Below are 14,515 nucleotides of genomic sequence, written 5' to 3' on the forward strand. Positions count from 1 at the left end.
CGCCAGGTGCGCAACGATCGGCTGGCCGGAGGAGATGCCGCCCAGGATGCCGCCGCCTGAGGAGAAAATTAGAAATGACCTTCGTCGTCACCGACAACTGCATCAAGTGCAAGTACACCGACTGCGTAGAAGTCTGTCCGGTGGACTGCTTCTACGAAGGCCCGAACTTCCTGGTGATCCACCCGGACGAGTGCATCGACTGCGCCCTGTGCGAACCGGAATGCCCGGCCGTGGCCATTTTCTCCGAAGATGAAGTGCCGGAAGAGATGCAAGAGTTCATCCAGCTGAACGTCGAGCTGGCCGAGATCTGGCCGAACATCACCGAGAAGAAGGATTCGCTGCCGGACGCCGCAGAGTGGGATGGCGTCAAAGGCAAGATCAAAGACCTCGAACGCTGATCCGTCCCGCGCTCGACAGAAAAGGCCCCTTGCGGGCCTTTTTGCTTTTCTGCAGGCGAAAAAAAGGGGCGGTTTGACCCGCCCACATTTTTTCCCTATTCCCTGTGTTCCTTTTCATCGTCCTGATGAATCGCATCCTGCGATGTCCATTCCCCTCTTCCTTGAAGGGCGTGTCTGTCCGTCGACACAACCCAGATACTAAAGAGTTCCCCGCCAAGAGCAATCGCCCGCCAGCGCCAGAACGGACTGTCATAAGTGCTTAATTTTTATAAATAATCAATAAAATCAGATAGTTATGAACTTGAATTACGCTTAATGGACGTCTACGGAAGTGTAAACATAGTGAACACTTACGAAACTGTCAGCCAAGGCTTACAACGCGAGACTACAAACTTCGGAGCGAAGAGCCAGTGGAGAGGGAGTTTGCTTGTGGCGAGGGAGCTTGCTCCCGCTGGACTGCGCAGCAGGCCCATTGTTGGGGGCCGCTGCGCGCCCGCCCCAGCGGGAGCAAGCTCCCTCGCCACAGGCGCTCTCCTGAACATCAGTGCTCTCCTGAGCACAGGCAAAGGCAGACAACAAAAAGCCCCGATCCAGTCGGGGCTTTTTGTGGGCGATCAGGTGAGGCGCCTATTGGAACAGCGACTCGCTCGACAGGCCATTCTTCTCGAGGATTTCCCGAAGGCGTTTGAGGCCTTCCACCTGGATCTGCCTCACCCGTTCCCGGGTCAGGCCGATCTCCAGGCCTACATCCTCCAGCGTGCTACTCTCGTGGCCGCGCAGACCGAAACGGCGCACCACCACCTCGCGCTGCTTGTCGGTCAGCTCCGAGAGCCATTGATCGATGCTCTGCGACAGGTCGTCGTCCTGCAGCAGTTCGCACGGATCGGTCGGACGGTCGTCCGTCAGGGTGTCCAGCAGGGTTTTGTCCGAGTCCGGCCCCAGCGAGACGTCGACCGAAGAAACCCGCTCGTTCAGGCCCAGCATGCGCTTGACCTCGCCCACCGGTTTTTCCAGCTGGTTGGCGATTTCTTCGGGTGAGGGTTGGTGGTCGAGCTTTTGCGTCAGCTCCCGTGCGGCCCGCAGGTACACGTTGAGTTCCTTGACCACATGAATCGGCAGCCGGATGGTCCGGGTCTGGTTCATGATCGCGCGTTCGATGGTCTGGCGGATCCACCAGGTTGCGTAGGTCGAGAAGCGGAAGCCGCGCTCGGGATCGAACTTTTCCACCGCCCGGATCAGCCCGAGGTTGCCCTCTTCGATCAGATCCAGCAGCGACAGCCCCCGATTGACGTAACGCCGGGCGATCTTCACCACCAGCCGCAGGTTACTTTCGATCATGCGCTTGCGCCCGGCAGGGTCGCCACTTTGCGACAGGCGCGCAAAATGAACTTCTTCTTCCGGCGAGAGCAAGGGGGAAAAGCCGATTTCGTTGAGGTACAGCTGCGTGGCATCGAGCGCCCGCGTGTAGTCGATGTACTTGTGTTGCTTAAGTGAAGCGGAGTGTTTGGATTTGGCACGAACGGAAGGTGGAGCTGCCCCTTCATCATTCGACATCGAATCCGTATCGATGGCGGCCTCCATCAGGAGAACCTCATCGTCGATGTCAAACTCCGGCACTTCTTTACTGAGAGCCATTGTTATAGTCCTTTGGTGAGTTCGACCCCAAGCTCAAGCGACGCCTCTATCCTTGGCAGCGCTGGAGCCTGTCCCCTCTACGCGACGGAACAGGCTGGCTTCAAATCAACGTCGAGGCAGGAACTGCAGCGGATCCACAGGTTTACCTTGTCGGCGAATCTCAAAATGCAGTTTCACCCGGTCTGTACCCGTTGACCCCATTTCGGCAATTGTCTGTCCGACCTTGACCTGCTGCCCCTCCCGTACCAAAAGCCTGCGGTTGTGGCCGTAGGCGCTGACGTAGGTTTCGCTGTGTTTGATGATGACCAATTCGCCGTAGCCCCTTAAGCCACTCCCGGCGTAAACCACCGTCCCATCAGACGCAGCTAAAACAGGCTGTCCCAAATCTCCGGCGATATCAATTCCTTTATTCAAACTACCGTTTGAAGAGAATTTGCCAATGAGAATGCCATTAGATGGCCATCCCCAGCCGGTCGGGGCCGGGCCCGGAGGAGGCAGTGGAGCGGGTGCGGATTTGCTGGCGACGGACGGTACGACCACCGTGGAAGCGGCCCCGGAACCCGTGGTTGTGGTGGTCGTCGTGCCATTCGCCTGGCGCCGGATTACCGTGGTTTTGCTCGACGAGGAAGGCGTTGAACCGCCGCTGGCCGCGACGGCGGCCGGCGTTGAACCGGTACGTCCGTCGAAGCGAATCGTCTGACCCGGATGGATCGTGTACGGCGTAGGAATGTTGTTCCGGGCGGCGAGGGCTTTGTAGTCCCAGCCGTAGCGGAAAGCGATCGAAAACAGGGTATCGCCCGGACGGACCACATACTGTCCGGTCGTGACGACGGGACGCTGGGGAGCCGCGCTGTTGCGGTCGACGACCCGGACATTGTTCGATTTGGTGCTGGAGCAACCGACCAGCAAGGTGCTCAAGACAAGGCCAGTCACCAGGCGCTGAAAGCTCGTGTTACCCATACGCTGCGCAATGACTGTGAGACTCACCCGCCGCTCCCTTCTTGGTGGCTGAAAAAATGAAATGCCGGACTCCGGCGTGAAGTGTCGCAAGTATAACGGGCCGCAGCCGCTTTACCTTTAATGAAGCGAACTGCCGTCGCGCACACGTTTGCCTGATGGCGATCGGCAGTGTTTACGCCATCGCCGCCGGTGTAAGACCTGGCCGGACGACAGGAATTCAGCGCCTGCGAAAAGATGCTCAGGCCAACGGTCCGTTGAGCAAAGGCACGAAGCGCACCGCCCCCAGGACGTGCCGGGAAAAGCCATTCTCTTCACGCACGATCAGCATCAGTTGCTGCACTTCCCCGGAGCCGACCGGAATCACCATCCGCCCGCCCGGCGCCAGTTGGTCGAGCAAGGCCTGGGGCACGTCCGTGGCCACCGCCGTGACGATGATGCCGTTGTACGGCGCCAGCGCCGACCAGCCTTCCCAGCCGTCGCCCCAACGGAACACCACATTACGCAGGTTCAGTTCGACCAGGCGTTCCTTGGCCCGGTCCTGCAGGACCTTGATCCGCTCGACCGAGAACACCCGCTCCACCAGCTGCGACAGCACCGCTGTCTGGTAGCCGGAACCGGTGCCGATCTCCAGCACCTTGTCCAGCGGCCCCGCCTCCAGCAGCAGCTCGCTCATGCGCGCCACCATATAAGGCTGGGAGATGGTCTGGTTGTTGCCGATCGGCAGCGCGGTGTCCTCGTAGGCGCGATGCGCCAGCGCCTCATCGACGAACAGATGGCGCGGCGTGCGGCGGATCACTTCCAACACGCTGGCGTTGGACACCCCTTCTTCGTACAAACGCTGGATCAGGCGCTCGCGGGTACGCTGGGAAGTCATGCCGATGCCGCTGCGCAGCCTGTCGTCTTGTTCTCGAGCCATCAGTTCAAGCCCTCCAGCCAGCCGTCGAGGCTTCTGAACGCATCATTGAAGGTGCGATCGAGCTGCAGCGGCGTGATGGACACAAAACCCTGCATCACCGCGTGGAAGTCGGTGCCCGGGCCGCCATCCTCGGCGTCGCCGGCGGCGGCGATCCAGTAGCCGGCCCGGCCCCGCGGATCGACCACCTTCATCGGCGCCGCCGCACGGGCGCGGTGCCCCAGGCGGGTCAACTGAATGCCGCGGATGCGGTCGATCGGCAGGTTGGGAATGTTCACGTTCAGCACCGTGCGCGGCGGCAGGTCGAGCCCGGCATGGGCCTCCACCAGCTTGCGCGCGAAGTGGGCGGCCGTGGGCAGGTTTTCCACCTGCCGCGAGACCAGCGAGAAGGCAAACGAAGGACGCTCGAGGAAACGCCCCTCCAGGGCCGCCGCCACCGTTCCGGAATACAGCACGTCATCGCCCAGGTTGGCGCCCAGGTTGATGCCCGAGACCACCATGTCCGGCTCGCGCTCCAGCAAACCGTTGAGCCCCAGGTGCACGCAGTCGGTCGGCGTGCCGTTGAGGCCGATGAAACCGTTGGCCAGGTATTGCGGATGCAGCGGACGGTCGAGCGTCAGCGAACTGCTGGCGCCGCTCTTGTCCTGCTCCGGGGCGATAACCACGCATTCGGTGTAATCCGCCAGCGCACCATACAGCGCGGCGAGACCGGGTGCGGTTACCCCATCGTCGTTAGAAATCAGAATACGCATGGGCTGTCCGTCTGCCCCACCGGCACCAGATCTACGAGTTCGCGCACCAATGCGGTGGCGAAGCATCCGGCCGGGAGGACGAATTCCAGTTGCAGAATGTCAGGCTCGGGATAATGCCACGTCAACCCGCCAATGGGCAGTCGCAGGATGCGACGTTCGTGGCTCATGCCGGCGTTGATCAACCAATCGCGCAGATCCGCTTCGCGCGCGGCGATCCCCTGCTCCAGATCATGGACAGCGCCGGCCGCCGGCGAGTCACCTTCGCCCCACTGGGGACCGGTCGGATGCAGGTCGAGAATCGCCAGGCGCGGATCGTCGCACTCGGCTTCACCGGCCGGAAAGAAGCTGCGGCTGTCGGTGAACGCCAGCAGGTCGCCGACCTGGGCGCGCTGCCAGGAACCGTCGGCGACCCGCGCCGCCAGCACCTGATTGAACAGATAGCTGCGCGCCGCCGACAGCAGCCGTGAGCGCACGTTGCGCTGCTCCGGCAATGCCTTGCGCGCAGCCCAGGAGCGGGCGTCGACCACGTTGCCGCCGTCATGGCCGAAGCGCTGGGCGCCGAAGTAGTTCGGAATGCCCTGCCTGGCGATGCGTTGCAGGCGCTCCTCAAGGGCCGCCTTGTCGCCGGCCAGCTGCGTCAGGCGCAGGGTGAAGCCATTGGCCGAGTGCGCGCCGCGCTGCAGCTTGCGCTTGTGGCGGGTGGTCTTGAGGATCTTCAGCGTGTCGTTTTCCGCCGCCGACAGATCCGGATCGGCCTTGCCCGGCAGCTGCACGCTGAACCACTGACGGGTCAGCGCCTGACGATCCTTGAGCCCGGCGTAACTCACCGTGCGCAGCGGCACGCCGGCAGCCTTGGCGATCCGGCGCGCCGCCTCCTCGGTGTTCAGGCCGCGCTTCTCCACCCAAATCCACAAATGCTCACCGTCGCCGGTGAACGGGATGTCGAGCACTTCATCGACCTGGAAGTCTTCTGCGACGGCTTTGAGCACCGCGGTGCCGAGCGCGTCGCCATGGGCCCGCGGCCCAAGCAGTTGAAATTCGTTCATGCGCGCAGCAACAACGCAACGGAATGGACGGCGATGCCTTCTTCACGACCGACGAAGCCGAGCTTCTCGGTGGTGGTGGCCTTCACGTTGACCTGATCGAGTTCCACCTGGAGGTCGGCGGCGATCAGGGCGCGCATCGTTTCGATGTGGGGTGCCATTTTCGGGGCCTGGGCCACGATGGTGTTGTCGACGTTGCCGACCTTCCAGCCCTTGGCATGGATCAGGCCGACCACGTGGCGCAGCAGCGCGCGGCTGTCGGCGCCCTTGAACTGCGGGTCGGTGTCCGGGAAGTGCTTGCCGATGTCGCCCAGCGCCGCGGCGCCGAGCAGGGCGTCGCTCAAGGCGTGCAGCAGGACGTCACCGTCGGAGTGGGCGAGCAGGCCGAAGCCGTGCGCGATCCGCACGCCGCCCAGAGTAATGAAATCGCCTTCAGCGAAACGGTGAACATCGTAGCCGTGGCCAATACGCATAAAAAAACGCCCCGATTTTGGTCAGGGCGTGATTCTACCTGCTTTGAAGGGCATTAGGCGCCTAGCGCGCGTGCGTGATGCCGCAAGTGGTCGTCGATGAAGCTTGAGATGAAGAAATAGCTGTGGTCGTAACCCGGCTGCAGGCGCAACGTCAGCGGATGTCCCGCTTGTTTTGCCGCTTGCTGCAGGGCCTCGGGCTTGAGCTGATTGGCCAGGAAATCATCGCGGTCGCCTTGATCGACCAGCAACGGCAGCTTTTCTTCGGCCTCGGCGATCAGCGCACAGGCATCCCACTCGCGCCACTTCGAACGATCTTCCCCCAGGTAACGGGAGAACGCCTTCTGGCCCCAAGGACAATCCATCGGATTGTTGATCGGCGAGAACGCCGACACCGACCGGTAGCGTCCCGGATTGCGCAAGGCACACACCAGCGCACCGTGGCCGCCCATGGAATGGCCGCTGACGCTGCGCTTGTCCGACGCAGGGAAATGCGCTTCAACCAGCGAAGGCAATTCCTGCACGACGTAGTCATGCATCCGATAGTGCCGGGACCAAGGCTCCTGGGTGGCATTGACGTAAAACCCGGCGCCGAGGCCGAAATCCCACGCCCCGTCCGGGTCGCCCGGCACCTCTGCGCCCCGTGGGCTGGTGTCCGGCGCCACGATGATCAGGCCGAGCTCGGCGGCCATGCGCAGGGCGCCGGCCTTCTGCATGAAGTTCTCGTCGGTGCAGGTCAGCCCCGACAGCCAGTACAGCACCGGCAGCTTGCCGCCCTGCTCCGCCTGCGGCGGCAGGTACACGGCGAACACCATGTCGCAGCCCAGCACGTCGGAGCGGTGCCGGTAGCGCTTGTGCCAGCCGCCGAAACTTTTCTGACAGGAGATGTTTTCCAGAGTCATGGGGGTCTCCCAGTCTCAAGCCGCAAGCTTCAAGCGGCAAGCATTCAGGCGCTTGCCGCTTGAGGCTCGAAGCCTGAAGCTGCCTCAAAAATGAATGACGGTGCGGATGCTCTTGCCTTCATGCATCAGGTCGAAGGCCTTGTTGATGTCTTCCAGGCCCATGGTGTGGGTGATGAAGGTGTCCAGCGGGATCTCACCGCTCTGGGCCATGTCGACGTAGCTCGGCAGCTCGCTGCGGCCGCGCACGCCGCCGAACGCCGAACCGCGCCAGACGCGGCCGGTCACCAGCTGGAACGGACGGGTGGCGATTTCCTGCCCGGCACCGGCCACGCCGATGATCACCGACTCGCCCCAGCCCTTGTGGCAGCACTCCAGCGCGGCGCGCATCAGCTGCACGTTGCCGATGCATTCGAAGGAGAAGTCGACGCCGCCGTCGGTCATGTCGACGATCACTTCCTGGATCGGACGATCGAAGTCTTTCGGGTTCACGCAATCGGTGGCGCCCAGCTGTTTGGCGATCTCGAACTTGGCCGGGTTGATGTCGATGGCGATGATCCGCGAAGCCTTGGCCTTCACCGCGCCGATCACCGCCGACAGGCCGATGCCGCCCAGGCCGAAGATGGCCACGGTGTCGCCCGGCTGGACCTTGGCGGTGTTGATCACCGCACCGATCCCGGTGGTGACGCCGCAACCCAGCAGGCAGACCTTCTCCAGCGGCGCGTCCTTGGCGATCTTGGCCACGGAGATTTCCGGCAGCACGGTGTACTCGGAGAACGTCGAGGTGCCCATGTAGTGGAAAATCGTTTCGCCCTTGTAGGAAAAGCGCGAAGTGCCGTCCGGCATCAGGCCTTTGCCCTGGGTGGCGCGAATGGCCTGGCACAGGTTGGTCTTGCCCGACTTGCAGAATTTGCACTGACCGCATTCCGGGGTGTACAGCGGAATCACGTGGTCGCCCACCGCCACCGACGTCACGCCTTCGCCGATGGCTTCGACGATCGCGCCGCCTTCATGGCCGAGGATCGACGGGAAAATCCCTTCCGGGTCGGCGCCGGACAGGGTGTAGGCGTCGGTGTGGCACACCCCGGTGGCCACCACGCGAAGCAGCACCTCGCCGGCCTTCGGCATGGCGACATCGACTTCAACGATTTCCAGCGGCTTCTTGGCCCCGAAGGCTACGGCGGCGCGCGACTTGATCATCCTGACTCTCCCAGTGAATTAAAACGAGACAAGGAGTGTAATCCATGGCTTCCCAGTGAATAATCCGGGCAAAAGCAAAACATTATTGCTGCATAGGGATAATCCAATGTCCGAAAACCGCTGGGAAGGCATCGACGAGTTTGTCGCCGTGGCCGAATGCAGTCAGTTCACCGCCGCCGCTGATCGCTTGGGTGTTTCCTCTTCCCACATCAGCCGCCAGATCGCGCGACTGGAAGAGCGCCTGCAGACCCGTTTGCTCTACCGCAGCACGCGGCGGGTGACGCTGACCGAGGCGGGACAGACGTTCCTGCAGCATTGCCAGCGCTTGCAGGACGGTCGCGAAGAAGCGCTGCGCGCCGTCGGAGACCTGGCCAGCGAGCCCAAAGGCATGCTGCGCATGACCTGCGCCGTGGCCTACGGCGAACGCTTCATCGTGCCGCTGGTGACGCGGTTCATGGGGCACTATCCGCAACTGCGGGTCGACATCGAACTGACCAACCGCCAGCTCGACCTGGTGCACGACGGCCTTGACCTGGCGATCCGCCTGGGCCGCCTGCAGGATTCGCGGCTGGTCGCCACCCGGCTGGCGCCACGGCGCATGTACCTGTGCGCATCGCCCTCCTACCTTGAACGGTACGGCCGCCCGCACAGCCTGTCGGAGCTGAGCCGGCACAATTGCCTGATCGGCAGTTCGGACATCTGGCAACTGGAGCAGAACGGGCGGGAGTTTTCCCAGCGGGTGCAGAGCAACTGGCGCTGCAACAGCGGGCAAGCGGTGCTGGATGCGGCGCTGCAAGGGGTGGGGCTGTGCCAGTTGCCGGACTACTACGTGCTGGAGCATCTGCACAGCGGCGCGTTGATTTCGCTGCTGGAAGCCCATCAGCCGCCGAACACGGCCGTGTGGGCGCTGTACCCGCAACAACGGCATCTGTCGCCGAAGGTGCGCAAGCTGGTGGATTTTCTCAAGGAGGGGTTGGCGGAACGGCCGGAGTACCGCAACTGAAAGCAGGCGGGAAGAGAAAACTGTGGGAGCCAGCCTGCTGGCGATAGCGTCAGTGAGGACGCCGCATCACAAGAAAGCAATCTGACAGACACCGCCTGCACTCAGCGGCGGTTCGCCCAACGCTGACGCAGCCACTCCAGGTCTTCCGGCCGGGTGACTTTGAGGTTGTCCGCCCGCCCTTCGATCAGGCGCGGCGCAAGGCCGGCCCACTCCATCGCCGAGGCTTCGTCGGTGATCACCGCATCCGCCACCAGGCTGTCGGCCAGCGCCCGGTGCAAGGCGCCCAGGCGGAACATCTGCGGCGTGTAGGCCTGCCAGATCACGCTGCGGTCGACGGTTTCGACCACGCGCCCCTGTTTGTCGACACGTTTGAGGGTGTCCCGCGCCGGAACCGCCAGCAACCCGCCGACCGGGTCGTGCGCCAGCTCGGTGAGCAGCTTGTCCAGGTCATTGCGGCTCAGGTTGGGACGCGCGGCGTCGTGCACCAGCACCCAATCGTCATCGCCGGCGCCCTGGGCATGCAGATGCAGCAAGGCATTGAGCACCGAACCTGAACGCTCGGCGCCGCCATCGACCCGCTGAATGCGCGAGTCGCCGGCACAGGCCAGGTTCGGCCAGTAAGGATCATCGACAGCAAGACTGACCACCAGGCCCTTGAGGCTCGGGTGATCGAGGAAACAGCCGAGGCTGTGTTCGAGAATGGTGCGTCCGCCCAGTTGCAGGTACTGCTTGGGACGGTCCGCGGCCATGCGGGCACCGATGCCCGCGGCAGGAATCACGGCCCAGAAGGCCGGAAGAACATCGCTCATTGGGCCAACTGGTAAAGGGTTTCACCGTCCTTGACCATGCCCAGCTCATGGCGGGCCCGCTCTTCAACGGTCTCCATGCCTTTCTTCAACTCGCTGACTTCGGCGTCCATCACCCGGTTGCGCTCCAGCAAGGCTTCGTTCTCGGCGCGCTGGTCGTCGATTTGCTGAGTCAGCTCGGCCACTTGCGCCAGGCTGCCGTTACCCACCCACAGGCGGTATTGCAGACCGGCCAGCAGCAGAAGCAGGACGAGAAACAACCAATAGGGACTGCGCATCGAATATCAGGTATCCAGTGAAAAAAGACAGCCACGCAAAACGTTGAAGCATCTGATAGCACGAAGCCTGGAAGATCCAGGCTTGTGCTGATAAGGCATCAGATTAGTGGCAAATCCATCGCTGTCACGACTTTTCCGACACAATCCGGTGTCCTTTTTACCTTTTACGGCTTAACCGCGGAACTCGCCACGACCGTTGTACTTGGCCTTGCCGTTCAACTGCTCTTCGATACGCAGCAGTTGGTTGTACTTGGAGACGCGGTCGGAACGGCACAGGGAGCCGGTCTTGATCTGGCCGGCCGAGGTGCCCACAGCCAGGTCGGCGATGGTCGAGTCTTCGGTTTCGCCGGAGCGGTGCGAGATCACGGCGGTGTAGCCGGCAGCCTTGGCCATCTGGATGGCTTCCAGGGTTTCGGTCAGGGTGCCGATCTGGTTGAACTTGATCAGGATCGAGTTGGCGATGTTCTTCTCGATGCCTTCCTTCAGGATCTTGGTGTTGGTCACGAACAGGTCGTCGCCGACCAGCTGCACCTTGTCGCCGATCTTGTCGGTCAGGATCTTCCAGCCAGCCCAGTCGGACTCGTCCAGGCCGTCTTCGATCGAGATGATCGGGAAACGCTCGGTCAGGCCCTTGAGGTAGTCGGCGAAACCGGCGGCGTCGAAGGACTTGCCTTCGCCGGACAGGTTGTACTTGCCGTCTTCGAAGAATTCGCTGGCCGCGCAGTCCAGGGCCAGGGTCACGTCGGTGCCCAGCTTGTAGCCGGCGTTGGCGACGGCTTCGGCGATGGCCGACAGCGCGTCTTCGTTGGAGGCCAGGTTAGGCGCGAAACCGCCTTCGTCACCCACGGCGGTGTTCAGGCCACGGGCCTTCAGCACGGCTTTGAGGTGGTGGAAGATCTCGGTGCCCATGCGCAGGCCTTCGGAGAACGACTTGGCGCCGACCGGCTGCACCATGAATTCCTGGATGTCGACGTTGTTGTCCGCGTGCTCGCCGCCGTTGATGATGTTCATCATCGGAACCGGCATCGAGTAGACGCCCGGAGTGCCGTTCAGGTTGGCGATGTGGGCGTACAGCGGCAGGTCCTGGTCCTGCGCGGCAGCCTTGGCGGCGGCCAGGGACACGGCGAGGATGGCGTTGGCGCCCAGGGTCGCCTTGTTTTCGGTGCCGTCCAGCTTGATCATCGCGTGGTCCAGGGCTTTCTGGTCGCTTGGGTCTTTGCCCAGCAGCAGTTCGCGGATCGGACCGTTGATGTTGGCAACTGCCTTGAGCACACCCTTGCCCAGGTAACGGCTCTTGTCGCCATCACGCAGCTCGAGCGCTTCACGCGAGCCAGTGGAAGCACCGGACGGCGCGCAGGCGCTGCCGATGATGCCGTTATCGAGAAGCACGTCCGCTTCCACGGTGGGGTTGCCACGGGAGTCGAGAACTTCACGACCTTTGATGTCGACGATTTTTGCCATTGTTGTAAACACTCCAAAGTTGACGAAAACGACGCAGCTAGAGGAAATCTTTGACCGTCGGCAAGGGGTGTGCAGCAGGCAGTCTTGCAGACGACAAGGCTCAAACCCGAAGGTCTGAGCCAGGAATCGTGCGGTACTTTACCGGAGAAATGAGGCTTACGCGGTTTCTACCGTCGGAAAACTCTTCACCAGTTCGTCCAGGGCCTTGAGCTGGGCCAGGAACGGCTCCAGCTTGTCCAGGCGCAGGGCGCAAGGACCGTCGCATTTGGCGTTGTCCGGATCCGGATGCGCTTCGAGGAACAGCCCGGCCAGCGACTGGCTCATGCCGGCCTTGGCCAGGTCGGTGACCTGGGCGCGGCGGCCGCCGGCGGAGTCGGAACGGCCGCCCGGCATCTGCAGCGAGTGGGTCACGTCGAAGAACACCGGGTATTCGAACTGCTTCATGATGCCGAAGCCGAGCATGTCGACCACGAGGTTGTTGTAGCCGAAGCTCGAACCGCGTTCGCAGAGGATCAACTGATCGTTGCCCGCCTCCACGCACTTGTTCAGGATGTGTTTCATCTCCTGGGGTGCGAGGAACTGGGCCTTCTTGATGTTGATCACGGCGCCTGTCTTGGCCATCGCGACCACGAGGTCGGTCTGGCGCGACAGGAAGGCCGGCAACTGGATGATGTCGCAGACCTCGGCGACGGGCAGGGCCTGGTCCGGCTCATGGACGTCGGTGATGATCGGCACGCCGAAGGCCTGTTTGATGTCCTGGAAGATGCGCAGGCCCTCTTCCAGGCCAGGACCGCGGTAGGAGGTCACAGAAGACCGGTTGGCCTTGTCGAAGCTGGCCTTGAACACGTAAGGGATACCGAGCTTTTCGGTGACCTTCACGTATTCCTCGCAAACCTGCATGGCCATGTCGCGGCTTTCCAGCACGTTCATGCCGCCGAACAGCACCATGGGCTTGTCGTTGGCAATCTCGATGTCGCCGACGCGGATGATCTTCTGTGCCATCGGGTTACGCCTTCTTCTGGTGTTGAGCCAACGCCGCCTTGACGAAGCCGCTGAACAGCGGATGGCCATCGCGCGGGGTCGAGGTGAACTCAGGGTGGAACTGGCAGGCGACGAACCATGGATGGTCCGGCGCCTCGACCACTTCAACCAGCGCAGCATCGGAAGAACGACCGGAAATCTTCAGGCCGGCCTCGATGATTTGCGGCAGCAGGTTGTTGTTCACTTCGTAACGGTGACGGTGACGCTCGACGATCACGTCCTTGCCGTAGCAGTCGTGCACCTTGGAGCCGGCTTCAAGCAGGCATTCCTGTGCGCCGAGACGCATGGTGCCGCCCAGATCGGACGCTTCGGTACGGGTTTCGACAGCGCCGGTGGCGTCAGCCCACTCAGTGATCAGACCCACGACCGGATGGCCGCTGGCACGGTCGAACTCGGTGGAGTTGGCGTCCTTCCAGCCCAGCACGTTACGGGCGAACTCGATGACCGCCACTTGCATGCCGAGGCAGATGCCCAGGTACGGCACCTTGTTTTCGCGGGCGTACTGGACGGCGGTGATCTTGCCTTCCACGCCGCGCAGGCCGAAGCCGCCAGGCACCAGGATCGCGTCGACGCCTTCCAGCAGCGCGGTGCCCTGGTTCTCGATGTCTTCGGAATCGATGTAGCGCAGGTTGACCTTGGTGCGGTTGGTGATGCCGGCGTGACTCATCGCTTCGATCAGCGATTTGTAGGCGTCCAGCAGCTCCATGTACTTGCCGACCATGGCGATGGTGACTTCATGCTCAGGGTTGAGCTTGGCGTCGACGACCTTTTCCCACTCGGACAGGTCGGCGCCGTTGCACTGCAGGCCGAAGCGCTCGACGACGAAGTCGTCCAGGCCCTGGGCGTGCAGCACGGCCGGGATCTTGTAGATGGTGTCGACGTCTTCCAGGGAGATCACCGCACGCTCTTCAACGTTGGTGAACAGGGCGATCTTGCGGCGCGAGGACACATCCACCGGATGGTCGGAGCGGCAGATCAGCACGTCAGGCTGCAGGCCGATGGAGCGCAGTTCCTTCACGGAATGCTGGGTCGGCTTGGTCTTGGTCTCGCCGGCGGTGGCGATGTACGGAACCAGCGTCAGGTGCATCAGCATCGCGCGCTTGGAACCGACTTCCACACGCAGTTGGCGGATGGCTTCGAGGAACGGTTGCGACTCGATGTCGCCGACGGTGCCGCCGATCTCCACCAGGGCCACGTCGGCATCGCCGGCGCCCTTGATGATGCGACGCTTGATTTCGTCGGTGATGTGCGGGATCACCTGGATGGTGGCGCCCAGGTAGTCACCGCGGCGCTCTTTGCGCAGCACGTGCTCGTAGACGCGACCGGTGGTGAAGTTGTTGTTCTGGGTCATGGTCGTGCGGATGAACCGCTCGTAGTGGCCCAGGTCGAGGTCGGTCTCGGCGCCGTCGTGGGTGACGAACACTTCACCGTGCTGGAACGGGCTCATGGTGCCTGGATCGACGTTGATGTACGGATCCAGCTTGAGCATGGTGACCTTGAGCCCCCGCGCCTCCAGGATGGCCGCCAATGAAGCCGAGGCAATGCCTTTCCCCAATGAAGAAACAACACCGCCCGTGACGAATATGTAGCGCGTCATGAAAAACCCTAGAAGTCTGCGTTAAAGCGGTCCGAGCCGCCGGGCGGGTGACCAAGCAT

15 protein-coding genes are annotated in these 14,515 nt (G+C 62.5%); 2 read left to right on the forward strand and 13 right to left on the reverse strand.

The window, feature by feature from the left end; all coding sequences use genetic code 11:
* Positions 1-74: 74 nt before the first annotated feature.
* On the forward strand, positions 75-398 hold the full coding sequence (fdxA, locus tag ACIP0B_RS25740; RefSeq protein WP_029295271.1) for a ferredoxin FdxA: 324 nt from the start codon (positions 75-77) through the stop codon (positions 396-398).
* Positions 399-1,025: 627 nt separating this feature from the next.
* Here fdxA and rpoS read toward each other — a convergent pair.
* From rpoS to ACIP0B_RS25780, 8 genes are all read right to left on the reverse strand, one after another.
* Positions 1,026-2,033: an RNA polymerase sigma factor RpoS gene (gene rpoS, locus ACIP0B_RS25745; protein WP_400837365.1), complete on the reverse strand. Its 1,008-nt coding sequence runs from the start codon at positions 2,031-2,033 to the stop codon at positions 1,026-1,028.
* A gap of 105 nt (positions 2,034-2,138) precedes the next feature.
* Positions 2,139-3,020: a peptidoglycan DD-metalloendopeptidase family protein gene (locus ACIP0B_RS25750; protein WP_400837368.1), complete on the reverse strand. Its 882-nt coding sequence runs from the start codon at positions 3,018-3,020 to the stop codon at positions 2,139-2,141.
* A 211-nt stretch (positions 3,021-3,231) separates the two neighbouring features.
* Positions 3,232-3,867, reverse strand: a complete 636-nt coding sequence (locus ACIP0B_RS25755; protein ID WP_400837397.1) for a protein-L-isoaspartate(D-aspartate) O-methyltransferase — start codon at positions 3,865-3,867, stop codon at positions 3,232-3,234.
* A 41-nt stretch (positions 3,868-3,908) separates the two neighbouring features.
* Positions 3,909-4,658: a 5'/3'-nucleotidase SurE gene (gene surE, locus ACIP0B_RS25760; RefSeq protein ID WP_400837371.1), complete on the reverse strand. Its 750-nt coding sequence runs from the start codon at positions 4,656-4,658 to the stop codon at positions 3,909-3,911.
* Positions 4,646-5,704: a tRNA pseudouridine(13) synthase TruD gene (truD, locus tag ACIP0B_RS25765; protein WP_400837374.1), complete on the reverse strand. Its 1,059-nt coding sequence runs from the start codon at positions 5,702-5,704 to the stop codon at positions 4,646-4,648. The genes surE and truD overlap by 13 nt, the downstream gene beginning before the upstream one ends.
* Positions 5,701-6,174 (reverse strand): 2-C-methyl-D-erythritol 2,4-cyclodiphosphate synthase, encoded by a 474-nt coding sequence (ispF, locus tag ACIP0B_RS25770; RefSeq protein WP_085581423.1) that lies wholly within the window; start codon positions 6,172-6,174, stop codon positions 5,701-5,703. The genes truD and ispF overlap by 4 nt, the downstream gene beginning before the upstream one ends.
* A gap of 53 nt (positions 6,175-6,227) precedes the next feature.
* A complete protein-coding gene (gene fghA, locus ACIP0B_RS25775; RefSeq protein ID WP_400837377.1) occupies positions 6,228-7,073 on the reverse strand; it encodes an S-formylglutathione hydrolase in 846 nt (281 codons plus the stop codon).
* Positions 7,074-7,157: 84 nt separating this feature from the next.
* Positions 7,158-8,270 (reverse strand): S-(hydroxymethyl)glutathione dehydrogenase/class III alcohol dehydrogenase, encoded by a 1,113-nt coding sequence (locus tag ACIP0B_RS25780; RefSeq protein ID WP_400837380.1) that lies wholly within the window; start codon positions 8,268-8,270, stop codon positions 7,158-7,160.
* A 106-nt stretch (positions 8,271-8,376) separates the two neighbouring features.
* Here ACIP0B_RS25780 and ACIP0B_RS25785 point away from each other — a divergent pair, with 106 nt between their 5' ends.
* The gene (locus ACIP0B_RS25785) at positions 8,377-9,273 is read left to right on the forward strand and encodes a LysR substrate-binding domain-containing protein (RefSeq protein ID WP_400837383.1); all 897 of its coding nucleotides are present in this window, start codon (positions 8,377-8,379) and stop codon (positions 9,271-9,273) included.
* Positions 9,274-9,374: 101 nt separating this feature from the next.
* On the opposite strand, the gene ispD is transcribed toward ACIP0B_RS25785, so the two are convergent.
* From ispD to ACIP0B_RS25810, 5 genes are all read right to left on the reverse strand, one after another.
* Positions 9,375-10,082: a 2-C-methyl-D-erythritol 4-phosphate cytidylyltransferase gene (gene ispD / locus ACIP0B_RS25790; RefSeq protein WP_400837386.1), complete on the reverse strand. Its 708-nt coding sequence runs from the start codon at positions 10,080-10,082 to the stop codon at positions 9,375-9,377.
* Positions 10,079-10,357 carry a cell division protein FtsB gene (ftsB, locus tag ACIP0B_RS25795; RefSeq protein ID WP_085581413.1) on the reverse strand — a complete coding sequence of 93 codons (279 nt, stop codon included), beginning with the start codon at positions 10,355-10,357 and terminating at the stop codon, positions 10,079-10,081. Before ftsB ends, ispD begins: the two co-directional genes overlap by 4 nt.
* Positions 10,358-10,528: 171 nt before the next feature.
* A complete protein-coding gene (gene eno, locus ACIP0B_RS25800) occupies positions 10,529-11,818 on the reverse strand; it encodes a phosphopyruvate hydratase (RefSeq protein ID WP_400837390.1) in 1,290 nt (429 codons plus the stop codon).
* Positions 11,819-11,974: 156 nt separating this feature from the next.
* Positions 11,975-12,820 carry a 3-deoxy-8-phosphooctulonate synthase gene (kdsA, locus tag ACIP0B_RS25805; RefSeq protein ID WP_085581409.1) on the reverse strand — a complete coding sequence of 282 codons (846 nt, stop codon included), beginning with the start codon at positions 12,818-12,820 and terminating at the stop codon, positions 11,975-11,977.
* A gap of 4 nt (positions 12,821-12,824) precedes the next feature.
* Positions 12,825-14,456 (reverse strand): CTP synthase, encoded by a 1,632-nt coding sequence (locus ACIP0B_RS25810; protein WP_400837394.1) that lies wholly within the window; start codon positions 14,454-14,456, stop codon positions 12,825-12,827.
* Positions 14,457-14,515: the final 59 nt, after the last annotated feature.

Origin of the sequence: Pseudomonas sp. NPDC089534 (genome assembly GCF_044749305.1) — a bacterium.
GTDB lineage: Bacteria > Pseudomonadota > Gammaproteobacteria > Pseudomonadales > Pseudomonadaceae > Aquipseudomonas > Aquipseudomonas ekonensis.

Coding starts and splice junctions, on each gene's coding strand:
- ftsB (WP_085581413.1), bottom strand. CDS start 10,357: ATGCGCAGTCCCTATTGGTTGTTTCTCGTCCTGCTTCTGCTGCTGGCC.
- kdsA (WP_085581409.1), bottom strand. CDS start 12,820: ATGGCACAGAAGATCATCCGCGTCGGCGACATCGAGATTGCCAACGAC.
- truD (WP_400837374.1), bottom strand. CDS start 5,704: ATGAACGAATTTCAACTGCTTGGGCCGCGGGCCCATGGCGACGCGCTC.
- ispD (WP_400837386.1), bottom strand. CDS start 10,082: ATGAGCGATGTTCTTCCGGCCTTCTGGGCCGTGATTCCTGCCGCGGGC.
- fghA (WP_400837377.1), bottom strand. CDS start 7,073: ATGACTCTGGAAAACATCTCCTGTCAGAAAAGTTTCGGCGGCTGGCAC.
- ACIP0B_RS25780 (WP_400837380.1), bottom strand. CDS start 8,270: ATGATCAAGTCGCGCGCCGCCGTAGCCTTCGGGGCCAAGAAGCCGCTG.
- fdxA (WP_029295271.1), top strand. CDS start 75: ATGACCTTCGTCGTCACCGACAACTGCATCAAGTGCAAGTACACCGAC.
- ACIP0B_RS25785 (WP_400837383.1), top strand. CDS start 8,377: ATGTCCGAAAACCGCTGGGAAGGCATCGACGAGTTTGTCGCCGTGGCC.
- rpoS (WP_400837365.1), bottom strand. CDS start 2,033: ATGGCTCTCAGTAAAGAAGTGCCGGAGTTTGACATCGACGATGAGGTT.
- eno (WP_400837390.1), bottom strand. CDS start 11,818: ATGGCAAAAATCGTCGACATCAAAGGTCGTGAAGTTCTCGACTCCCGT.
- ACIP0B_RS25755 (WP_400837397.1), bottom strand. CDS start 3,867: ATGACTTCCCAGCGTACCCGCGAGCGCCTGATCCAGCGTTTGTACGAA.
- ACIP0B_RS25810 (WP_400837394.1), bottom strand. CDS start 14,456: ATGACGCGCTACATATTCGTCACGGGCGGTGTTGTTTCTTCATTGGGG.
- ispF (WP_085581423.1), bottom strand. CDS start 6,174: ATGCGTATTGGCCACGGCTACGATGTTCACCGTTTCGCTGAAGGCGAT.
- surE (WP_400837371.1), bottom strand. CDS start 4,658: ATGCGTATTCTGATTTCTAACGACGATGGGGTAACCGCACCCGGTCTC.